The 20,375-nt window shown below is 70.9% G+C and carries 20 protein-coding genes and 1 tRNA gene; 12 read left to right on the plus strand and 9 right to left on the minus strand.

The genetic code is table 11. The features are described 5' to 3' along the window. Positions 1-20: 20 nt before the first annotated feature. A complete protein-coding gene (locus ACZ7LU_RS34415; protein ID WP_398303308.1) occupies positions 21-677 on the minus strand; it encodes a TetR/AcrR family transcriptional regulator in 657 nt (218 codons plus the stop codon). A 278-nt stretch (positions 678-955) separates the two neighbouring features. Here ACZ7LU_RS34415 and ACZ7LU_RS34420 point away from each other — a divergent pair, with 278 nt between their 5' ends. Continuing rightward, positions 956-2,239, plus strand: coding sequence for a M6 family metalloprotease domain-containing protein (locus tag ACZ7LU_RS34420; protein ID WP_468555702.1), 1,284 nt, complete (start codon positions 956-958; stop codon positions 2,237-2,239). A gap of 19 nt (positions 2,240-2,258) precedes the next feature. Here the strand turns inward: ACZ7LU_RS34420 and rho are convergent, their stop codons facing one another. After that, a complete protein-coding gene (gene rho, locus ACZ7LU_RS34425; protein ID WP_471918972.1) occupies positions 2,259-3,413 on the minus strand; it encodes a transcription termination factor Rho in 1,155 nt (384 codons plus the stop codon). 362 nt (positions 3,414-3,775) lie between these two features. Between rho and ACZ7LU_RS34430 the strand changes: the two genes are divergently transcribed. From ACZ7LU_RS34430 to ACZ7LU_RS34445, 4 genes are all read left to right on the plus strand, one after another. Beyond that, positions 3,776-4,582: a 2,3-dihydro-2,3-dihydroxybenzoate dehydrogenase gene (locus ACZ7LU_RS34430; RefSeq protein WP_468087163.1), complete on the plus strand. Its 807-nt coding sequence runs from the start codon at positions 3,776-3,778 to the stop codon at positions 4,580-4,582. A gap of 147 nt (positions 4,583-4,729) precedes the next feature. Beyond that, on the plus strand, positions 4,730-5,920 hold the full coding sequence (gene dhbC, locus ACZ7LU_RS34435) for an isochorismate synthase DhbC (RefSeq protein WP_471919089.1): 1,191 nt from the start codon (positions 4,730-4,732) through the stop codon (positions 5,918-5,920). Continuing rightward, positions 5,917-7,554, plus strand: coding sequence for a (2,3-dihydroxybenzoyl)adenylate synthase (locus ACZ7LU_RS34440; protein ID WP_471918973.1), 1,638 nt, complete (start codon positions 5,917-5,919; stop codon positions 7,552-7,554). The genes dhbC and ACZ7LU_RS34440 overlap by 4 nt, the downstream gene beginning before the upstream one ends. Positions 7,555-7,683: 129 nt before the next feature. After that, positions 7,684-8,313 carry an isochorismatase family protein gene (locus tag ACZ7LU_RS34445; protein WP_471918974.1) on the plus strand — a complete coding sequence of 210 codons (630 nt, stop codon included), beginning with the start codon at positions 7,684-7,686 and terminating at the stop codon, positions 8,311-8,313. Between the two features lie 74 nt (positions 8,314-8,387). On the opposite strand, the gene ACZ7LU_RS34450 is transcribed toward ACZ7LU_RS34445, so the two are convergent. After that, positions 8,388-8,888, minus strand: a complete 501-nt coding sequence (locus tag ACZ7LU_RS34450) for a MarR family winged helix-turn-helix transcriptional regulator (protein ID WP_471117195.1) — start codon at positions 8,886-8,888, stop codon at positions 8,388-8,390. 103 nt (positions 8,889-8,991) lie between these two features. Between ACZ7LU_RS34450 and ACZ7LU_RS34455 the strand changes: the two genes are divergently transcribed. Beyond that, positions 8,992-9,405, plus strand: coding sequence for an organic hydroperoxide resistance protein (locus ACZ7LU_RS34455; RefSeq protein WP_362999190.1), 414 nt, complete (start codon positions 8,992-8,994; stop codon positions 9,403-9,405). A gap of 87 nt (positions 9,406-9,492) precedes the next feature. Next, a tRNA-Arg gene (locus tag ACZ7LU_RS34460) sits at positions 9,493-9,565 on the plus strand. 212 nt (positions 9,566-9,777) lie between these two features. On the opposite strand, the gene ACZ7LU_RS34465 is transcribed toward ACZ7LU_RS34460, so the two are convergent. The 5 genes from ACZ7LU_RS34465 to ACZ7LU_RS34485 all read right to left on the minus strand — a co-directional run bounded on the left by ACZ7LU_RS34465 (position 9,778) and on the right by ACZ7LU_RS34485 (position 13,492). Then, positions 9,778-9,960, minus strand: coding sequence for a hypothetical protein (locus ACZ7LU_RS34465; RefSeq protein ID WP_471918975.1), 183 nt, complete (start codon positions 9,958-9,960; stop codon positions 9,778-9,780). After that, a complete protein-coding gene (locus ACZ7LU_RS34470; protein WP_471918976.1) occupies positions 9,957-10,724 on the minus strand; it encodes a hypothetical protein in 768 nt (255 codons plus the stop codon). Before ACZ7LU_RS34470 ends, ACZ7LU_RS34465 begins: the two co-directional genes overlap by 4 nt. A 657-nt stretch (positions 10,725-11,381) precedes the next feature. Continuing rightward, positions 11,382-11,924: a sugar O-acetyltransferase gene (locus ACZ7LU_RS34475; protein ID WP_471918977.1), complete on the minus strand. Its 543-nt coding sequence runs from the start codon at positions 11,922-11,924 to the stop codon at positions 11,382-11,384. 7 nt (positions 11,925-11,931) lie between these two features. Further along, on the minus strand, positions 11,932-12,873 hold the full coding sequence (locus ACZ7LU_RS34480) for a LysR family transcriptional regulator (protein ID WP_471918978.1): 942 nt from the start codon (positions 12,871-12,873) through the stop codon (positions 11,932-11,934). Between the two features lie 112 nt (positions 12,874-12,985). Then, a complete protein-coding gene (locus ACZ7LU_RS34485) occupies positions 12,986-13,492 on the minus strand; it encodes a response regulator (protein WP_468087138.1) in 507 nt (168 codons plus the stop codon). A gap of 240 nt (positions 13,493-13,732) precedes the next feature. Here ACZ7LU_RS34485 and ACZ7LU_RS34490 point away from each other — a divergent pair, with 240 nt between their 5' ends. Continuing rightward, complete coding sequence (locus ACZ7LU_RS34490) at positions 13,733-13,912, plus strand: hypothetical protein (protein WP_398303268.1); 180 nt, start codon at positions 13,733-13,735, stop codon at positions 13,910-13,912. A gap of 157 nt (positions 13,913-14,069) precedes the next feature. Next, the gene (locus ACZ7LU_RS34495; RefSeq protein ID WP_471918979.1) at positions 14,070-15,467 is read left to right on the plus strand and encodes a cytochrome P450; all 1,398 of its coding nucleotides are present in this window, start codon (positions 14,070-14,072) and stop codon (positions 15,465-15,467) included. A 9-nt stretch (positions 15,468-15,476) separates the two neighbouring features. Here the strand turns inward: ACZ7LU_RS34495 and ACZ7LU_RS34500 are convergent, their stop codons facing one another. Then, a complete protein-coding gene (locus tag ACZ7LU_RS34500; protein ID WP_471918980.1) occupies positions 15,477-15,953 on the minus strand; it encodes a PPOX class F420-dependent oxidoreductase in 477 nt (158 codons plus the stop codon). Between the two features lie 211 nt (positions 15,954-16,164). Here ACZ7LU_RS34500 and ACZ7LU_RS34505 point away from each other — a divergent pair, with 211 nt between their 5' ends. The 3 genes from ACZ7LU_RS34505 to ACZ7LU_RS34515 all read left to right on the plus strand — a co-directional run bounded on the left by ACZ7LU_RS34505 (position 16,165) and on the right by ACZ7LU_RS34515 (position 20,279). Continuing rightward, positions 16,165-17,400 (plus strand): MFS transporter, encoded by a 1,236-nt coding sequence (locus ACZ7LU_RS34505; protein WP_471918981.1) that lies wholly within the window; start codon positions 16,165-16,167, stop codon positions 17,398-17,400. A gap of 167 nt (positions 17,401-17,567) precedes the next feature. After that, a complete protein-coding gene (snpA, locus tag ACZ7LU_RS34510) occupies positions 17,568-18,248 on the plus strand; it encodes a snapalysin (protein ID WP_468087130.1) in 681 nt (226 codons plus the stop codon). 87 nt (positions 18,249-18,335) lie between these two features. Further along, entirely contained in the window at positions 18,336-20,279 is a 1,944-nt protein-coding gene (locus ACZ7LU_RS34515) for a transglycosylase domain-containing protein (protein WP_471918982.1), read from the plus strand. Positions 20,280-20,375: the final 96 nt, after the last annotated feature.

Raw genomic sequence — 20,375 nt, forward strand, 5'->3', positions numbered from 1 at the left:
CGGGTGCGGTTCGGCGGGGGTCAGTGCCGGCGGAGGTCCTTCAGCGTCGCCGCCTCCCCCGGAAGCTCGGACCGGGCGGGCGTCATCAGGCCGTCCAGGAACAGCTGGAGGTGACGGTGGATGAAGCTGTCCATGCTCACGCAGGCCGTGCCGGGCAGCGGCCGGGTGAGCTGGGAGAGGGCGACCATCAGGTCACCGACGGCGATGTCGGTGCGCAGCTGCCCCGCCGCGCGGGCCCGCTCCATGAGGCCCTCGATGGACCGCTCGAGCCGCTCGCGGGAGTCCAGCAGATCGGGGTGGAAGGGGTCGAAGTCCGGCGCGAGCATCGGGCACATGGCACCGATCCGCTCGTCGACCGCGGCGTGCACGAAGGTGCGCAGCGCCCCGAAGGCGGCGCCCTCGTCGGCGTCCGCCGTGGCGATGCCCTGCTCGGCGAGGGCCGCGACGCGGTCCGTCACCGTGCGGACGACCTCGCGCACCAGCTCGGCGCGGTCGGCGAAGTTGCGGTAGACCGTGGCGTTGCCGACGCCGGCCCGGCGCGCGACCTCGTCGAGGGGCACGTCGGCTCCGTGCTCCACGAACATCTCGCGTGCGGCGGCGACGATCCGCTCCCGGTTGCGCAGGGCGTCGGCCCGCGGGCGGGTGACTCGGCGCTGCGGGGCGGTGGCGGTGTCCACGGCTGCTCCTCGTTGGTCGGGGTGCTCGGCTTACGGTTCCAAGGGCCCGCGATGTGGGGAGTAAGTCCCCGCTTCGTGCGGACACACGTCTAAACGGGGAGAGAGTCCCCGGATATTTCCGCCCCGCCGCAATAATCCATGTGACCTGAGTCACACCACTTTCGCCGGGAAACCCTCGATCGGTCGCACCCAACGAGCGCCCGCGCACCCCCCGTCACAGGCTGACCGGACAGGGTGCAGCCAGGACCGGCGGCTGCCGCGGAGTGGAGGGCCCACGCATGCAGCAGCCGACTCGGCGCCGGATACGCCCCGCCCGCCGCGCCGTCGCCCTGGCCTCCGTCGCCGCGCTGGCCCTCGCGGTCACCACGTCGGCGAGCACCGGCCGCCTGATGGCGGACGCGCCGAGCGCGGCGGGACCGGTCTCCCTCTCCCGGAGCACCGCCCTCGGCCCGTGCATGATCAGCGGCACGATGGGCGTGCAGATGTCGGAGGGCATGCCCACACCGCCCGGCTACTCGCGCTCCACCGGCACGGTCCGGGCCCTGAACCTCATGGTCGACTTCTCCGACGCGCCGGGTCAGGGCAGTGCGATGGACCGCCTCGCGGAGTTCTTCCCGCAGACTTCCCAGTGGTTCCGCACCAGTTCGTACGGGCGCCTCGACTACCGCCCCGAATCCCCCGTACCCGAGTGGCTGCGGATGCCGAAGACGTTCAAGGAGTACGGGATAGAGCGCGGCGCCCCCTTCGACCCCGGCTACCGGCGGCTCGTCGAGGACATCGTGGCGGCCGCCGACCCGGACGTGGACTTCCGGGCGTACGACCTCGTGAACATCCTCATCACCCCGAACGCGGGCCCCTCCGCCCTCGACACCGTCCTGTCGGTGACCTTCGCGGGCAACCACGAGGCGCCGGTCGCGGACGGCGTCCCGGTCTCCAACGCGTCCTTCGTCTACAGCCGCCAGGACGACGGCTCCGGCAGCTACCACGAGACGGGCTACCGCGTCCTGCCGCACGAGAACGGCCACGTCTTCGGCCTGCCCGACCTGTACACGCAGGACGGCGGCGGCGCGGTCGGCCACTGGGACATCATGAGCGAGGACTGGGGGGCCAACAACGACCTGCTCGCCTGGCACAAGTGGAAGCTGGGCTGGCTCGACGACGACCAGATCGGCTGCGCCGCGAGCTCCGGCACGACCGAGCACGTCCTGTCCCCGCTGGCCCGCTCCGGCGGCACGAAGCTGGCCTTCGCCCCGCTGAACGAGAAGACGGGGTACGCGATCGAGGCCCGCACCCCCGGCGGCAACGACGAGGCGGTCTGCAAGCCGGGCGTCCTCGTCTACCGCGTGGACGCGGAGGTCGACACCGGCCACGGCCCGGTCACGGTCTCCGACGCGGCACCCGACAGCGGCGGCTGCACCCGCCGCCCCAACGTCCACGCGGAGCTCTCCGACGCGACCCACGGCATCGGCGAGACGTTCACGGACCGCAAGACAGGGGTGCGGGTCACGGTGACGGGAGTGACCGACGACGGCGACTACCGGGTGCGCGTGACGCGTCCGTAGTACATCCAGTACATCGCGGCTACACGCCGGGTACGGTCTGCCGCACCTGCCGCAGGAACGCGGCGTTGTCCGGAGTTTTCTTGACCCGGTCGAGCAGCACCTCGAGGACGCCGTGCTGGTCCCTCCCGTGCAGGGCGCGCCGCAAGCCGCGTACAGCGCTCAACTCCTCTGCCGAGACCAGCAGTTCCTCGCGCCGGGTGCCGGACGGGATGACGTCGACGGCCGGGAAGACGCGCTGGTCGGCGATGCCGCGGTCGAGCCGCAGCTCCATGTTGCCGGTGCCCTTCAGCTCTTCGAAGTAGTAGTCGTCGGCGCGCGATCCGGTCTCCACGAGCGCGGTCGCGAGCATGGTCAGGGAGCCGCCTTCCTCGGCGAGGCGCGCGGCCCCGAAGAGCCGCTTCGGCCCTTGCACCGCGGCGGCGTCGACACCACCGCTGAGGGTGCGGCCGCTGCCGGTGGCCGCGTTGTTGTACGCCCGGCACAGCCGCGTCAGCGAGTCGAAGAGCATGACGACGTCCCGCCCCTCCTCGACCATGCGCTTGGCGCGCTCGACGGCGAGTTCGGCGAGGGCGATGTGTTCCTTGGCGGGCCGGTCGAAGGTCGAGGCAAGCACCTCGCCGCGGACCGAGCGCCGCATGTCGGTGACCTCCTCGGGCCGCTCGTCGAGGAGGACGACCATGAGGTGGCACTCGGGGTGGTTCCGGGCGACGGCGGCGGCGATCTGCTGGAGCAGCACGGTCTTGCCGGTCTTCGGCGGGGCGACGATCAGGCCGCGCTGCCCCTTGCCGACGGGCGCGACGAGGTCGACGAGGCGACCGGCGACGGGCCCGCCCTCGGTCTCCAGCCGGAGGCGTTCACGGGGGTGCAGCGGCGTCAGCTCGCCGAACCGCGGCCGGCCGCGCAGGGCTTCGGGGGCACGTCCGTTGACCCGCTCAGCCCCGGCGAGCACACCGGGCCTGCCGACGACGCCTTCGACGAAGTCGCCCGTGCGCAGCGCGAGTTGGCGGATCACGGCGGCGGGAACCTGTACGTCGTTCTTCCCGGGCAGGCAGGCGGCGCCCCGAAGGAAGCCGCGCCCGTCACGCTGGACGTCGAGAACTCCGCTGCACGCGTGGTCAGTTGCCGCCGACGTTTCCGATGTCGCCGACAAGGATTCAGTTGCTGTGAGAGTCATGGTGGGGTGTCCTTTCACGGACATGCGCGAACTTCATGGGCATACGCAGGGGAAGGGCCCGGCGGGGCGGCGATGACACGCCCCCGCACAGCGGGCGGAGAAAGAGAACTGCCGTAAGGCGGGCAGTGCGCTGAAGGCCGGAGGCCGGCCTGACAGATCCCGGCGGACCGGGAGAAGGGGTGACAGCACGGGCGCCCCGAAGAGGGGGCGTACACACGTACTGCTTGCAAGGTAACACACGCGCCGACCGCGCGGCACGGGTCCGCCGCCCCCCCCGTACCCTCCCCAGACCCTCCCAAGATCCTTTCCCGGATGAGTTAGGTTAGGCTTCCCTAACTGAACTTCGGGGAGGTAGCTCACGCATGCCTGAGCACATACGGAACGAGCCGGACGCCGAAGGCGAGTTCGCCGGGCGGACGGCTCTGGTGACCGGCGCGGGCCAGGGCATCGGCGCCGCGGTGGCCGCCGCGCTCGCCGCCCGCGGCGCGCACGTCGTCGCCACCGACCGCGACGCGCACGGCATCGACGAACTGGCCGCCGCGTGGCGCGGGGCGATCACACCCCGCGTCATGGACGTCGCCGACGCCACCGCCGTGACGTCGGTGATCGCCGACACCGTCCGCGACCACGGCGGCCTCGACGTCCTCGTCAACGTGGCGGGCGTCCTGCGCAGTTGCCCCGCCACCGAGGTCACCGACGCCGACTGGGCCGACACGTTCGCCGTGAACGCCACGGGCGTCTTCCACACCTCGCGCGCCGCCGCCTCCCACATGACGGCGCGCGGCTCCGGCTGCATCGTCACCGTCGGCTCCAACGCCGCCGGAATCCCCCGGACCGGCATGGCCGCGTACGCCGCGTCCAAGGCGGCCGCCGCCATGTTCACCAAGTGCCTGGGCCTGGAGATCGCCCGCAGCGGCGTCCGCTGCAACGTCGTGGCCCCCGGCACCACGGACACCGCCATGCAGCGCGCCCTCTGGCCCGCCGCCGCCACCGAGGTCCCCTCCGCCGTCCTCGACGGCAACCTGGAGACGTACCGCACGGGCATCCCCCTCGGCCGCATCGCCACGCCCGAGGACATCGCGGACGCGGTCGTCTTCCTCGCCTCGGACCGCGCCCGCCACATCACTCTCCAGGAGCTGTACGTGGACGGCGGCGCGACGTTGCGCTGACCGCACCGCTGCCCACTCCTCTCCCCCCCCCACTCCTCTCCACCACTCCGCACTGCACCGCACCGCACCCCGAGAATTGGAGCCACTGTGTCGCCGGCACCCGAGGTCGCCACGCACGTCACGCACACCCCGCACACCCCAGAGACCCTGCACAGCCCGCACATCACGACTGCCGAACAGTCCAACCCTGTCGTGGGAGCGGCGACGTCACTCCTGTCCGCCTACACCCCGACCGACCGGTTCCTTGCGACCCCGACCCGCACCCTGCTCGCCACCGGCGTCCACGCGGAAGTCCCGCACGACGAAAGACCGTTGCCGCACCGCGTCGCCGCCACCCTCGCCGAAGCGCGCCGCGCCGGGATCACCGAGCCGTACGTCATCGGCGCGGTCCCCTTCGACCACACCGCGCCCGCCGCCTTGGCGGTCCCCGGAACCCTCCGCACCGCACCCCCGCTCGCGGCGGACCCGCTGATCGCCCTGCCCACGGAGACCGCGGACGCCACCGGCTGGCGGATCCGCCCGGTGCCGGCCCCCGAGGAGTACGGCGCCGGCGTGGCCGCCGCCGTGGAGCGCATGTGGCGCGGCGACTTCAGCAAGGTCGTCCTCGCCCGCACCCTCGAACTCACCGCGCCCGCCCCGCTGGACCTCCCCGCGATGCTCCAGCGCCTGGCCCGCCGCGACCCGTCCGGCTACACCTTCGCGCTGCCGACGGCACCCGGCCGTACCCTCATCGGCGCCAGCCCCGAGCTGCTGGTCTCGCGCCACGGCGACCACGTCGTCGCGAACCCCCTCGCGGGCTCGACGCCCCGCAGCGACGACCTCGCCGAGGACGTGCGCCGCGCGGCCGCGCTCCTGGAGTCGGCGAAGGACCTGCACGAACACTCCGTCGTTGTGGACGGAGTGCACCAGGCGCTCGCCTCGTTCTGCACGGACCTGACCGTCCCGCCCCGCCCCACCCTCGTCCGCACGGCGACCATGTGGCACCTGTCCACGACGGTGACCGGCACCCTCACCGACCCCGACGCGTCCGCCCTCGAACTGGCCTGCGCCCTGCACCCCACTCCGGCGGTGTGCGGCACGCCGACGGCGACGGCGCGCGAGGTGATCCGCGAGACGGAACCGTTCGACCGCGGCTTCTTCACCGGCGTGGTCGGCTGGGGAGACGCGAACGGCGACGGCGAGTGGGTCGTCACCATCCGCTGCGCGGAGGCCGAGGAACGCAGTCTCCGGCTGTACGCGGGAGCGGGCGTGGTCGCCGCGTCGGACCCGGCGGCGGAGACCGCGGAGACGGGCGCGAAGTTCCGTACGTTCCTGAACGCGGTGGGGGCGGAGCTGTGAGCGCCGCCCAGGACGCGCCCACGTGGCCGGAGGAGTTCGCGGACCGCTACCGCGAGGCGGGCTGGTGGCGCGGCGAGACCTTCGGCGGGATGCTGCGCGACCGCGCCACGGCGCACCCGGACCGGGTGGCGATCGTGGACCCGGGCCAAGGCCCGAGCCGACGGCCCGCGCGCCGCTGGACGTACGGCGAACTGGACCACCGCGCCGACCGCCTGGCCGCGGGCCTGCTCGCCCGGGGCATCGCGCCGGGCGACAAGGTGGTCGTCCAACTCCCCAACATCGCCGAGTTCTTCGAGACGATTTTCGCGCTGTTCCGCATCGGCGCGCTCCCGGTCTTCGCGCTGCCCGCGCACCGCGAGACGGAGATCCGCTACTTCTGCGAGTTCACCGAGGCGGTCGCGTACGTCATCCCGCAGCAGCTCGGCGGCTTCGACTACCGCGGCCTGGCGGCCAAGCTGGTCGACGAAGTCCCCACGCTGCGGCACGTGTTCGTGGCGGAGGGCGACCCGGGCCCGTTCGAGGCGCTGTCGGACGTCGCCGCCGACCCGACCGGGATCCCGACCCCACCGGCCCCCTCCGACCTGGCGTTCCTCCAGCTCTCCGGCGGCAGTACGGGCGTCCCGAAGCTGATCCCGCGCACGCACGACGACTACATCTACTCGCTGCGCGGCTCGAACGAGATCTGCGGGATCGACGAGGACAGCGTCTACCTGGTGGCGCTCCCCGCGGCGCACAACTTCCCGCTCTCCTCGCCGGGTTCGCTCGGCGCGCTGTACGCGGGCGCCCGCGTCGTCCTCTGCCCGCAGCCCAGCCCCGAGACCGCCTTCCCCCTGATCGAGGCCGAGGGCGTCACGATCACGGGCCTCGTCCCGCCGCTCGCCCTGCTCTGGACGGAGGCGGCGCCGGCCACCGCGTACGACCTGAGCAGCCTGGACGTACTCCTGGTGGGCGGCGCGAAGTTCAGCGAGGAGGTGGCGCGCCGGGTGAAGCCGGCCCTGAACTGCACGCTGCAGCAGGTCTTCGGCATGGCGGAGGGCCTGGTCAACTACACGCGCCTGGACGACGACCCGGAGACGATCGTCACGACACAGGGCCGGCCGATCTCGCCGGACGACGAGATGCGCGTGGTCGACGACGAGGACAACGACCTGCCGACGGGCGAGACGGGCCACCTCCTGACCCGCGGCCCGTACACGATCCGCGGCTACTGGAAGGCCCCCGAGCACAACGCCCGCTCCTTCACGGCGGACGGCTTCTACCGCACGGGTGACGTCGTACGCCTCACCGAGACCGGCCACATCGTCGTCGAGGGCCGCGCGAAGGACCAGATCAACCGGGGCGGCGAGAAGATCGCGGCCGAGGAGGTCGAGAACCACCTCCTCGCCCACCCGTCCGTGCACGACGCGAACGTGGTCGCGGAGCCGGACGCGTACCTGGGCGAACGGACGTGCGCCTACGTCATCCTGCGCGCGGACGCCGACCCCGTGAAGCCGGCGGCCATCAGGAAGTTCGTACGCGAGAGGGGCCTGGCGGCGTACAAGGTGCCGGACCGTGTCGAGTTCGTGGAGGTCTTCCCGCAGACGGGAGTCGGCAAGATCTCGAAGAAGGCGCTAAGGGAAACGTCACTCAAGTAACCGAGAACAGCGTCACTGAAGTAGCCGAGATCAGCGTCACTCAAGTAGCCGCGACCAGCGTCACTCAAGCAAAAGCCCCTGCTCCTGAAGGCCCCCTCCCCTTCCCTCCTGAACGGACCGCCCACCACCATGGCCCTCCCCGCCATCCCCTCGTATCCGATGCCGTCGGCGGACGAGCTGCCGGCGAACCGCGTCGACTGGCAGGTCGACCCGTCCCGCGCCGTCCTCCTCGTACACGACCTGCAGAACTACTTCCTCTCGGCGTACGACCGCACGGCTTCCCCCGTACCGGAACTCCTCTCCCACGTGGCGGAGCTGAAGAAGACAGCGGCCCACCTCAACATCCCGGTCATCCACACCGCGCAGCCCGGCGGCCAGAGCCCCGCCGAACGCGGCCTGCAGCAGGACTTCTGGGGCCCGGGCCTGCCCGACGACGCGCACGCGGCGGCGATCGCCCCCGAGATCGGCCCGGCCCCCGCCGAGACGATCCTCACCAAGTGGAAGTACAGCGGCTTCGTCCGCACGGACCTCCTGGAACGCATGCGCGAACAGGGCCGCGACCAGCTGGTCATCACCGGCGTCTACGCCCACATCGGCGTCCTGATGACGGCGTGCGACGCATGGATGCAGGACATCCAGGCGTTCGTGGTGGCCGACGCGGTGGCGGACTTCTCGGCGGAGGACCACGCGATGGCGCTGGGCTGGGCGGCGGGGAAGTGCGCGGTGGTAACGACGACGGAGGCGGTGTTCGCCCACTAAGCCGCTACGCCACTACACGACAGCGCCACTACTCCACTACGCCACTACGGGCTGGGAACTACGCCCCCGTACCCTCACCGAACACACTCACGAGACACCCGCCCAGTCTCACCACCGCCACCGCTACCGCTACCGCCGCTGCGGCCATCAAGGGCATCGGTGAGCTGATTGAGCCGGAGGCGCAGGTCCCGCACCTCGTCGAGGGAGAGCCCGGTGGACTCGGCGATGGCGCGGGGCACGGCGCGGGCGCGCTCTCGCAGCGCGCGCCCCTCCTCGGTGAGCCGCACGGCGACGGACCGCTCGTCCTCGACACTGCGCCGCCGCTCCACGTGCCCGGCGGCCTCCAGCCGCTTGAGCAGCGGCGAAAGGGTGCCGGAGTCGAGCCGCAGCCGCTCGCCGATCTTCTTGACGGGCTGCTCGTCGTGCTCCCAGAGGACGAGCATCACGAGGTACTGGGGATAGGTGAGCCCCAGATCCTTCAGCGCGGCGCGGTAGACGCTGTTGAAGGCGCGCGCGGCGGCGTGCAACGAGAAGCAGATCTGATCATCGAGCCGAAGGAAATCCTCACGTTCCATGCCCCTCACTCTACAACGACACCCAATTAAGTTGCGCACAACTAAATAGGATGCAATGCTTACGCCGTAAGAGCACAAGAACCACGACGAGAACGGGACACCCATGGACGCGCTGTACACGGCAGTAGCCACCGCCAACGGCCGCGAGGGCCGCGCCGTCAGCTCCGACGGCCAGATCGACCTGCCGCTCGGCTTCCCGAAGGCACTGGGAGGCAACGACAAGGGCACGAACCCGGAGCAGCTCTTCGCCGCGGGCTACGCGGCGTGCTTCGCGAGCGCGATGGGCAGCATCGCGCGCCAGGAGAAGATCGACGTCTCGGACGTCTCGGTGACCGCCGAGGTCAGCATCGGCAAGGACACGGACGGCGGCTTCGGCCTGGCGGTGGTCATGCGAGCCGAACTCCCCGACCACCTGCAGGGCCCCGCGGGCGAGGACCTCCTCAAGAAGACCCACGCGTACTGCCCCTACTCGAAGGCGACCCGGGGCAACATCCCGGTGGAACTGGTCATCGAGTAACGACCGGCCGCCCCAACCCCCCACCCCCAAATTGACCACCCGCTACACTGACGGCGGTGCAGCAGTACACGCGACTGCCACCACCCCGCCTTCGTAGCTCAGGGGATAGAGCACCGCTCTCCTAAAGCGGGTGTCGCAGGTTCGAATCCTGCCGGGGGCACAAGATCAGAACGGCAAAGGCCCAGGTCACGGATGGTAAATCCGGCCCTGGGCCTTCGTCTTGTGCGCTCTGACCATCTGGTCGCAGGTCCCGGCATCCAGGGTGGCGGCGGCGCCTTAGCCGACGACCCGGGAGCGGGGCGTGGTCGTCTTCCGGTCGCCTCCCGTGCCGGACGGCGGACAGTACGCTGACTCCAGCGGCGATCAGCGGCCTCAATCGCGTGACGGATCCTGCTGGCTCTGACCCCTTCCTTCTGCCTCCAGGCTCTGCCGAACTGCACGCCACGCATGAATGACCTCTGCGATCTTCGTCAGGACATCGCGCACCTGCGACAGCAGCAGACTCAGCGCGCCTGACAAAGCCAGGATCAACAGGGCAAGGCTGTCCCAATTCATCGGGATTCGCCCTCACGTGCGGCCCGGCCCGTGGACCGACCGATTCGGCGTGGCAGTACTCGGCGTGGCAGTACTCTGTCGAGCCAATCTCGATCGGCGTCGAGGTCTTCCAGCCTCTGTCGCACATCGTTGCCATAAGCAGGGTCCCCCCACCGAAAGCGGATCTGCATCACTCCTGGCACATCGGGACGCTGGTGCTCCAGGTAGAACGTGCACTGATAGCCCCGCCATGCCCCCTGCAGGCTGCAGTCACAGTGGCGGCGCGTGATTCTCAGTGGCAAGCCCCAGACATCGTCCATAAGGCGGTCGAGAAATGCGTCATGCGCGAGAGGCACGTCGCGATGCGTGTCCAGCTCGAAAATCCACTCATCCCCGGTGATCCAGGATCGAGTCGAGTAAGCAGTGCTGAAGTTCTGGAAGATCGCGATGCGGCGAAGGAGCCCTGAGCCGAGCCACGCCAGTTCCCGATCCGTCTGCACGAGTGAGGCGAATTCACGCTCGTCCTGCAGCTCGTAGGGTGATGGCTCGGCCTCATCCCACAAGGGCACAAAGCCGCCCTCTTCCAGGTCACGCTTTCGCTGTGCGAGAAGGGGGCGCCAGCGGGTGCCCGGGGCTCCCCTCAGCACCAATCGGCTGTCGGTTCCGACCAGTTTGAGGTGAAGATCCACGTTGCGGACACCGATGACACGCAGCCGCATCACACCGCCGACCTGGACGCCGGGCTCTGCGGACGGAAGCAGATGCGCCAGCGCGTAGTCGGCCATCGGAAACTTCCGGCCAGGGCGGGACCCGCTGTGACTATCCAGGACCACGACGGATCGCCCGGGCATGAGACGCACGCCGGCGATTCCCACCGGGTGCGCCCACCACTCCCCTCCGCGACCGAGCTCCTTCATCACCTGAGCTTCGAGGAGTACTTGTTCACCGTGCGCAACCGGGAGGAGTGGGGTCTGGCGATGAGACCGAAGTGCCTCTGAGGCATATTGGAACGGCTCCCCCGAGTAGCTGCTTCGGGTGCGAGCAAGGTGCGTGAGACGACCACCAGCGGCCATAGCGCGATCCGTCCTCGAGCGCTGCCACCCCTGAGCACTCGAAAACTGATCAGTACGCCCGCCTCTGGGCGCGCGAGAGCAGATGTCGACCACGACAGGTGCAGCGCCGGCTTCTTCGTCCCTCGGTTGGCACTGCAGACGGGGCAGCGCAGTGCCGGGACAGGCCGCCTATCCGGCCTGGCCAGCGATGGTGCCGCAAACGCTCGCGTGCCGCAACTCACCCTGGTTACAGGGTCGTCAGCCTTGTGAGGGCCTCATGGCGCTCGCTCCGGAGAGGCCACTCTCCGACTTGGCTTTCGCCTTGGCAGTTGCTTGGCGCGGCGCTTGTGCGTCTTCTCATGACCGGCCGGGGCCGTGTGTCGCGGTTCCTCACCACTGGCGGCGCGGTGTCGCCTTTTCGCCTGTTATCAGGGTGGCCGGGGGGACGTCCTCCGTTACGACCGCTCCCGCGGCGATTACTGCGTCGTGGCCAATCGTGACGCCGGGGAGGATTGTCGCGCCGGCGCCGATCCAGGCGTTTTCTGCGATGTCGATGGGGGCGCCGGTCAGCCAGGTGCGGCGGGCGTCGGGGTCGACCGGGTGGCCGACCGTGATGAAGGTGGCCTTGGGGCCGATCATCACGCGTTCGGCGATGCGGATGCCGGCGTAGTCCAGGAACGTGCAGTTCTGGTTGATGAAGACGCGTTCCGCGAGGTGCAGGTTGAGGCCGTGGTCCGTGTAGAAGGGTGGGTAGATCGTCGTTCTTGGTGGCAGGGGTTTGCCCAGGATCTGGCGGAACAGGGTCGCCTTGCCCGCCTCGTCCTCGAAGGGGAGGACGTTCAGGCGGGACGTCAGTTCGGTGGCCCGTAGGACCCGGTCGGCCATGGCCCGGAACTCGGGGCTGTGAATGCGCATCAGGTGGTTGGCGGGCATGGCGTGATCAGCCTTCTGGGAGGGGCAGGGCCCAGGACGGGCGCCAGGTCGGGGCGGGGAGGGCCGGGAGGGTGCCGAGGTGTGTCATGAGACCTCGGACGCCCGGGTGGGGGTTCGTGGTGGGGAGGAGCAAGGAGAGCGGGTACGCGAGCGTCGGGTTCTTGATCGGGATGCGGCACAGGTCGTGGGTCGGCGGCCAGGTGTAGCGGTCGCGGGCGCCGACCAGCGTGGCCAGGTCGGCGGAGTCCGCCAGCGTGTCCAGGAGGACTTCGTCTCCGAAGTGCGGGCCCGCCGCGTCGACGCGCAGGTCGAACTCCGTGGCGAGCTGGTCGTAGAAGTCCGCCCATTCGCTTCCCCGCGCGATGCCCGGCACCCAGATCCGGTGCCCGCGCAGCTGTCGAGGCGTCAGGCTCCGTGCGGCGGCGAGCGGATGTCGCGGGCCGACGAGCAGTTCCAGCGGGGAGTCGAACGCGTGGATCATCCGTACGTCGGGCGGCAGGGCGTCCGGGTCGATGACCGTACGGAACGAGGCGTCGATGTCGCCCGCCGCGACGGCGGCGGCCGCCGTGCGCGGGTCGTCCGTGCGGAGGGTCACCACGTCGAGGTTGGTCCCGGGGTGCGAGCGCCAGTAGTCGTGCAGGATCACGGCCTGTGCGCTGCGCAGGCCGAGCACGTCCACCCGAAGGGCCCGGGAGCCCGGCCTGATGGAGGTGAGGGCGCGTTCCACGGCCGCGACGATGCTCCGGGCATGGGGCAGGAACGCCTGGCCTTCGGGCGTCGGCTCCACTCCTCTGGCGGTACGGGTGAAGAGACGGACCGCGAGTTCGCGCTCCAACGCCGCGATCCGCTTGGAGACGGCCTGCTGCGTCACGCCCAGCTCGTCGGCCGCGTGCTGCAGCCGTCCGAGCTCGGCCGCCCGGACGAAGGTTCGCAGTGCCTCGGTGTCCACGTGGTTCACCCTAGGCACGTACAACCCGTCGTTGTGGCTCGCCGGGCGCCGGTTGGGCCGAGCGCCGGTTCCCCCCGGGGGTGCTTTTCGGTACGGAGGCGGGCGGTGTCGTTCAGGCTTCCGGTCCGCGGGTCCGGGAACGGCGGCGTTCGGAGTGGCCGTCGGTCGACGGCTTGGTGGTGCCGGCCTTCAGCTGGGCCCGGAGTTCGTCTATTTCCCGCTGCATCGACTTCAGCTGCCCGTACGTCTCGAAGAGGTAGCGGACCTTGGTACGCAGGGTCAGGGGATCGATGGGCTTGAGGGCCACGTCGGCCACGCCCAGGTGGAACGCCGCGGCGGCCGTCTCGCGGCTCACGTCGAAGCCGGTCAGCAGGATGATGGGGATGGAACGCGTCTGCTCCAGACGGCGTACGTAGCGCGCGACGTCGAGGCCGCTCACGCCCGGCATGCGCACGTCGAGCAGGATGAGCCCTACGTTGCCCCGCAGGATCACCCGGAGCGCGTCGTCGCCGTTCGAGACGCTCACCAGCGGATAGCCGAGAGGGCCCAACGCGCTCTCCAGCGCGAACAGGGTGTCCTTGTGGTCGTCGACGACCAGGATCACGGAGTTGGTCAGCATGGACTGAGGCCCCCCTATGTCAGTAACCACGCTATGCCGACCCCGAGTTGTGTATCCCGTGTGTCTGCACACGGGCAATACCTAAGTTCATAGCCCGCAGTATCAGCAGCAACAGAGGAAAAAGCGCCCCCTTCGGTCGCAGCGGCCGTTCGGATGATTTGGGGCTTGAGGGGATTGCTTCCCGCCACATTGCGGGGAAGCCCGTAATGTCCCCTTTCACACCTCTCAGAGAGGCAACACATGCGTATCCGCACTGCTGTCGCTGCCACTGCTCTTGCCGCCTTCGCCGTCCTGGGTGGCGCGGGAGCCGCCGCCGCCAACGAGGACGACGGCGACTACGGCATCGGCAACGACCACAACCTGGTCACCAGCGTCGTCGAGAACGCCGAGACCGAGTTCGGCGACCTGGTGATGGACTAGGGCTTGCCCCAGTCATGACCCAGGGCCCCCTCCGGCGTGAGAGCCGGGTGGGGGCCCTGTCGCGTCCCCGTCCCGCCCGGACCTGGCCGGAAACGTGCGGGCGTCGTGCCTCCGCCGTTCGTTGCCCTGAGGGCAGCAGCGTCGAGGAGGTACCGCCATGCGCATTCCTGGGCCCGAGTGGTCCGATGACGGTGGGGCCGGGGCCATCACGGCCGCCGGAGGGCTGCACCTCTATCAGCTGTGGCTGCACGCCGAGTACGGGCCCGTGGTGCGGTTTCAACTGCCGGGCGTGGGGGCCGCCGTGTCCGTCGCCGATCCGGTGCTGCTGGAGGCCACCGCCCGGATCGACGAGCGGCCCGCACCGTTGTTCGAGTTTCTGGCGCCCCTGTGCGAGGCCGGGAACCTTCAGGTCATCGGGGCGGAGGAGCACGGGCCCTGGCGGCGCGTGCTGTTGGAGGTGTTCGCCGGGCGGCCCTCCCACGAGCGGCACTTCGGGGAGTTCGTCTCGCTGGTGGAGGGGCTCGCCGACCAGTGGGCGGCAGGGACGGTGGGGGCGGCGGGGGTGACGCGCGGCGCGTCGACCGTTGCGTTGCAGAAGGATCTGACCGGGCTGTCGTTGCGGATGATCTGTGCGTACGCGCTGGGGGTGGGCGGCACCGGTGAAGGTGCCGGTGGAGGGCTGGTCGTCGACCCGGAGAAGGTCATGGGCGCGTTCGAGGACGTGCTCACCGAGCACCTCGGGCGGATCTACCGCGTCGCCGGGGACGAGCAGGAGGAGAGCGCGGCGCGGGCCGACCGCGCACTGGCGTACCTGCGTGACACCGTCGACCGCGTCGTCGCCACGCATCAGGCCGGCCGCGGGCCGACCCCGAGCACCCCGGATGACAAAAGCGACCGCAGCGACCTGATCCGCGCCCTCATCGACTCCGGCACAGCCCCCGCCCGCATCCGCGACACCGTCATGGTGACCCTGCTGGCCGCCCACCACACCACCGGAGTCGCCGTCTCCTGGACGCTGTACCTGCTGGGGCGCCACCCGGAGGTCGCCGAGCGCGTCGCCGGGGAGCTGGACCGTGTTCTCGGTGACCGGTCCGCGCCCGACTACACCGACCTGCGGCGGCTCACGTATCTGGACATGGTGCTGAAGGAGGCGATGCGGCTCTATCCGCCCGGGCCGTACGGGGCCCGGGAGACGACGGAAGCGCTGCGTCTGGGCGCGTACGAGATCCCGGCCGGGACCACCCTCTTCTACCCCTTCTGGGCCGTGCACATGAACCCGGACCACTGGCCCGAGCCCGAGAAGTTCGACCCCGAGCGGTTCGCCCCGGATGCGGTGGCGAAGCGGGCCCGGCTGGCCTACATCCCGTTCGGGATCGGGCCGCGCAGCTGCGAGGGCGCCGGGCTCGCCATGGTCGAGGCCGAGCTGATCCTCGCCGTCCTGCTCAAGCGGTTCCGCTTCCGGCTCGCTCCGGGGCACGAGGTGACGCCCGTCGAGCGGTTCGTGCTGTGGGCCGCCGACGACATCCGCATGACCGTGACCCCGCGAGGCCACTGACGAGCCGGCTCAGCCGAGCCGCTCACCGTACACGTGGTCGACCGTCATCGTCATGAGCACCCGGCGGTCGGCCACCATCGTCGCGCGGTACTCGTCCCAGTCGGGGTGCTCCCCTGCCGCGACGCGGTAGTAGCGCACCAGCGCCTCCACCTCGGGCCCATCGGGGTCGGTGCCCGGGCCCGTGAGGGTCGCCGTGCCCTCGGCGGTGGCCCAGGAGCGGCCGTCGGGTCCGGTGACCTCCAGCGTGGCCCGCGGGTCCCTGCGCAGGTTCGCCGTCTTCGCCCGGCCCTCTGTCATCGATACGTGGAGGACCCCCGCCTCCCTGTCGTAGAAGGGCATGACGGGCGAGAGCTGCGGGCGGCCGTCCGCCTTGATCGTGGCGAGTACGCCGAGCCGCGACTCGGCGAGCAGCTCACGCGGGTCGAAGGCGGGGACAGTGGCGGACGCAGGTGCGGTGGCGGTGGCGGGTGCGGGGGTCTCGGGCATGGTGGCCTCCCAGGAGAGCGTGGTGACGTGACAGGGCGCACGCACGGCACCGAAGTGCCGCATCAACAGCAATTCATCGCCCCCGCCGCTAATTCCCGTACACACCCCGCCCTTTGATCAGCCGCCACCGGCTCCCGCCAGGCCGCGGCGGCACCCCCACCGCCTAAGCTGCCCGCCGGGCCAGCCGCACCACCACGGGACCGGGGGAACCATGACCACCACCCAGACCACCCCCACCCCCACACCCAGACCCACGCCCTCTCCCCTCCGCCTCCCCGCCTTCCGCCGCTTCGTCCTCGCGCAGCTCGTCTCCGCCGCCGGCTCCGCGATGGCCCCGCTCGCCCTCGCGTACGCGGTGATCGGCGCGGGCGGCGGGGCCGGGGCGCTCGGTCTCGTGCTGGCCACCAACACCGTGCCGACCGTGGTCTTCCTGCTCGTCGGCGGTGTCCTCGCCGACCGTCTTTCGCGCAGTCGGCTGCTGTTCCTCGGCAATCTCCTCGCCGCGGCCGCGCAGGGCGTCCTCGCCCTCGTCGTGGGCTCCGGGCACGCGAGCACCGGGGCGATCGCCGCCTGTGGCTTCGTCTCGGGGGTCGCGGTGGCGTTCACCACGCCCGCCGCGCAGGGCGTGGTGACGCAGCTCGTCGCGCCGGACCAGCTGCAGCGGGCCAACGCCCTGCTGCGGCTGCCCACCAACGCCGTCAAGGTGGTCGGTCCCGTGGCCGGCGGGCTCGTCGTCGCGGTGAGCGGGCCGGCCTGGGCGCTCGGCTTCGACGCGGTCACGTTCGCCGTCGCCGCGCTGCTGTTGCTCGGGCTGCGGCTCGGCGCCCCGGTCACGCAGACCGGCGCGCTCGCCGATCTGCGGGAGGGCTGGTCGGGCTTCTGGTCGCGGACCTGGCTGTGGACGTACACGGCCGCGGGGACGGTGCTCGTCGCCGCCTGGCTGGCGGGCTATCAGCTGCTCGGGCCCGTCGTCGTCGAGCAGGAGTACGAGGGGGCGCGCACCTGGGGGTTCATCCAGGGCGCGTTCTCGCTGGGGCTGCTCGCGGGAGCCGTGGTGTGTCTGCGGTGGAGGCCGGACCGCCTGCTCACCGTGGCCGTCGGGGCCAGCGCGGGGCTCGCGCTGCCGCTGGCGGGGCTCGCGTTCGGGCTGCCGCTGCCCTGGCTGCTGCTCTCCGCCGTGCTCGCGGGCATCGCCCTGGATGTCGCGGGCGTCGCCTGGGTGACGGCGTTCCAGCAGCACGTGCCGGACGCGGAGTTGGGCCGGATGAGCTCCTTCAACCAGGTCGGCGAGCGGCTCGCGATCCCGCTCGGCTATCTCGTCGTCGCGCTCGTCTCGCCCGTGTTCGCCGGGCGGTCCGTGCTCCTGGTCTGTACGGGGATCATCGTCGCCGCCACGCTCCTCAACCTGTGCGTACGGGACGTCCACCGCATCAGGCGCGTGAGGTAGCGGAGCCCGTACAAGCGACAAGCGCGCGATACAAACCGCCGGTCCGGTCGGTTGATGCTTTCGCGCTATCACCGAATGGCATCGGTCCGAACGCGCCCGCGCTCCCGATACTCGTCCCGACCGGAGGCCGCACCCGCAGGCCTCCATCCCGGAAGGGACACACCCCCATGAACAGATCCAGAACCGGTCTCCTCGCCACCCTCGGCGCCGCCGCCCTCGTGGCCTCCCTCGCCGCCGCCCCCACGGCTCTCGCGGCCCCGGCCCCCGAGACCGTCAAGCCCACCTCCGCGTACTCCCTCTCCACGTACGCCGGTTCGGCCGAGGACCAGGCCGCCAACCGCCAGTTCTTCGAGGCCGTCATGAAGTCGGCGCTGAAGAGGCAGGCGGCGGAGCCGGGCATCCAGGCCGTCACCGTCCGGTACAGCACGAGCCGGGCGCCGAGCTTCCGCAGCCAGATAGCCCAGAGCACCCGGATATGGAACTCCTCGGTCAGCAACGTGCAGTTGCAGGAGACCACGTCGGGCGCCGACTTCGAGTACCGCGAGGGCAATGACTCGCGCGGCTCGTACGCCTACACCGACGGGCGCGGGCACGGCTACATCTTCCTGGACTACCGGCAGAACCAGCAGTACAACTCCACGCGCGTGACGTCCCACGAGACGGGTCACGTGCTCGGTCTGCCGGACAACTACCGGGGCCCGTGCAGCGAGCTGATGTCCGGCGGCGGACCCGGCCCGTCCTGCACCAACGCGACTCCGAACGCCACGGAGCGCCAGCGGGTCAACTCCCTGTGGGCGCGCGGGATCGCGACCCTCCAGGACAAGGGGAACCTGACGAAGGTCCGCTGACCCCGCCCGCCTCCCCGCGGCGGACTGTTACGTACCGCAAACAGGCTCCGGGCCAACCCGACCGCGTGCGGCGCACTCTCCCCCGGCATGGGTACACATGCTCAGGGGAAGAAGTCGCGCCGCCGCGGCCGGCGGCGGCTCGTGGACTACCCGCGCGCCGGCCGGAGCGGCGTCCGCCGCTGGCTCCCTTCCTGGCGGCAACTCCTCGCCCTTTTCGCGCTCTTCGTCACCTCGGTCGCCGTGCTCTTCATCTGCGTGTACGTCAGCGTGGACATCCCCGACGAGAACGCGGCGGCCCGCCGCGAGGCCAACGTCTACTACTGGTCCGACGGCACCCAGATGGTCAGCACCGGCGAGGTCAACCGGCAGAACGTGGAGCTGGACCAGATCGCGCCGTCCGCCGTCGAGGCGGTGATCGCCGCCGAGAACGAGACCTTCTACGAGGACTCCGGCGTCTCCCCCAAGGGCCTGGCCCGCGCCGTCGTCAACATGGTGCGCGGCAAGGAGACGCAGGGCGGCTCCACCATCACCCAGCAGTACGTGAAGAACACCTACCTCTCGCAGGACCAGACGGTCACGCGGAAGGTCAAGGAGTTCGTGATCGCGCTGAAGGTGGACCGCGTGAAGGAGAAGGAGGAGATCCTCAAGGGGTATCTCAACACCAGCTGGTTCGGGCGGGGGGCCAACGGGATCGAGGCCGCCGCCCACGCCTACTACGGCATCCCCGCCAAGAAGCTGAATCCCAGCCAGGGTGCTCTCCTCGCCGCCCTGCTGAAGGGCGCCGAGCTGTACGACCCCTCGGTCGGCGCCGCCAACCACGAGCGGGCGCGGCAGCGCTGGGCGTGGATCCTCGACCGGCAGGTCGAGGTGGGGCTGATGAGCAAGAAGGAGCGGGCGAAGTACCGCACCTTCCCCGAGCCGCGCCGCCAGTCGCGCTCCACCAGTCTCGGCGGCCAGACCGGTTACCTCGTCGACATCGCGAACCGGTACGTCAAACAGCACACCGGCCTCACCGACGAGGAGCTGGCCCGCGGCGGCCACGAGATCCACACCACCTTCGACAAGGACGAGGTGCGCCGCCTGGAGCGGGCCGTGGGGCGCGTCCTCGACCGCGACCTCGACCCGAAGAGGCGCCCGGCCGAACGGCACGTGCAGGTCGGCGCCGCGTCCGTGCGGCCCTCGGACGGGGCGGTCGTCGCGCTGTACGGCGGGCCCGACGCGACCGAGCACTTCACCAACAACGCCGACACGTCGGGGGTGCCGGTGGGCTCGGCGTTCAAGCCGTTCGTGCTGGCCGCCGCGTTGCAGCACGGGGTGTCGGTGCGGGACGAGCGGCCGGTCGCCGAGGCCCACCTGAAGGGCCGCGCGCCCGGCGTACGGCAGAACGTCCTGGCCGACAGCCGCTACGCCGCCGACGGCACCCTGCACCCGGCCGCCGGGCTCCCCGATCCCGACCGTCCCACCCTCCGCGAGGCCCTGGTGTCGGGCGGCAACGCGACGTACGTACGCCTCGGCGGCGACGTGGGCCGGGACACGGTCCGGCGGACGGCCGTCGCCGCCGGGCTGCTGCGCCACAGCATGGCCCGCCTGGAGCCGACGTTCTCCATCGGCACGTCGACGCCCAGCGCGATCCGGATGGCGTCCGCTTACGGGACGTTCGCGAACGACGGCGTGCAGCGCGACCCCTACTCCGTGACGAAGGTCGTGAAGGACGGCGAGGCGCTGCCCGGGCTCGCCCCGCCGTCGTCCCGGCGCGCGCTGGACCCGCAGGTGGCACAGGAGGTCACCGACGCGCTGCGGACGGGCGGCAAGAAGCTGGGGCTGAACGTCGCGGCGGGCCGCACCGGCGACCAGGACCGCCTCAGGTCGGCCTGGTTCACGGGCTTCACCGATGACCTGTCGACGGCGGTGACGATGTTCCGGGTGCGGCCCGGCGAGCCGCGGCTGCTGCCGATGTCGGGCGTCGGCGGGGCGAAGTCGCAGCGCGGCAGCGTTCTTCCGCCGCGGATCTGGCGGGAGTACCGGGGATAGCCGGCGGGTGGCGGCCGCGCGCGCTCCGTTCGCGCTCCGCGTGTGCGCGGCCCTCCCACTACCTCCCCATGCAGCGCAGGAGTCATCGGCGTGCAC

The organism is Streptomyces sp. NPDC039462 (assembly GCF_055639375.1).

Bases quoted from the DNA above. Each gene is read 5' to 3' on its own strand.
- ACZ7LU_RS34420 (WP_468555702.1), top strand. From the start codon at position 956: ATGCAGCAGCCGACTCGGCGCCGGATACGCCCCGCCCGCCGCGCCGTC.
- rho (WP_471918972.1), bottom strand. From the start codon at position 3,413: ATGACTCTCACAGCAACTGAATCCTTGTCGGCGACATCGGAAACGTCG.
- ACZ7LU_RS34430 (WP_468087163.1), top strand. From the start codon at position 3,776: ATGCCTGAGCACATACGGAACGAGCCGGACGCCGAAGGCGAGTTCGCC.
- ACZ7LU_RS34445 (WP_471918974.1), top strand. From the start codon at position 7,684: ATGGCCCTCCCCGCCATCCCCTCGTATCCGATGCCGTCGGCGGACGAG.
- ACZ7LU_RS34450 (WP_471117195.1), bottom strand. From the start codon at position 8,888: ATGGAACGTGAGGATTTCCTTCGGCTCGATGATCAGATCTGCTTCTCG.
- ACZ7LU_RS34455 (WP_362999190.1), top strand. From the start codon at position 8,992: ATGGACGCGCTGTACACGGCAGTAGCCACCGCCAACGGCCGCGAGGGC.
- ACZ7LU_RS34465 (WP_471918975.1), bottom strand. From the start codon at position 9,960: ATGAATTGGGACAGCCTTGCCCTGTTGATCCTGGCTTTGTCAGGCGCG.
- ACZ7LU_RS34470 (WP_471918976.1), bottom strand. From the start codon at position 10,724: ATGGCCGACTACGCGCTGGCGCATCTGCTTCCGTCCGCAGAGCCCGGC.
- ACZ7LU_RS34475 (WP_471918977.1), bottom strand. From the start codon at position 11,924: ATGCCCGCCAACCACCTGATGCGCATTCACAGCCCCGAGTTCCGGGCC.
- ACZ7LU_RS34485 (WP_468087138.1), bottom strand. From the start codon at position 13,492: ATGCTGACCAACTCCGTGATCCTGGTCGTCGACGACCACAAGGACACC.
- ACZ7LU_RS34490 (WP_398303268.1), top strand. From the start codon at position 13,733: ATGCGTATCCGCACTGCTGTCGCTGCCACTGCTCTTGCCGCCTTCGCC.
- ACZ7LU_RS34495 (WP_471918979.1), top strand. From the start codon at position 14,070: ATGCGCATTCCTGGGCCCGAGTGGTCCGATGACGGTGGGGCCGGGGCC.
- ACZ7LU_RS34500 (WP_471918980.1), bottom strand. From the start codon at position 15,953: ATGCCCGAGACCCCCGCACCCGCCACCGCCACCGCACCTGCGTCCGCC.
- ACZ7LU_RS34505 (WP_471918981.1), top strand. From the start codon at position 16,165: ATGACCACCACCCAGACCACCCCCACCCCCACACCCAGACCCACGCCC.
- snpA (WP_468087130.1), top strand. From the start codon at position 17,568: ATGAACAGATCCAGAACCGGTCTCCTCGCCACCCTCGGCGCCGCCGCC.
- ACZ7LU_RS34515 (WP_471918982.1), top strand. From the start codon at position 18,336: ATGGGTACACATGCTCAGGGGAAGAAGTCGCGCCGCCGCGGCCGGCGG.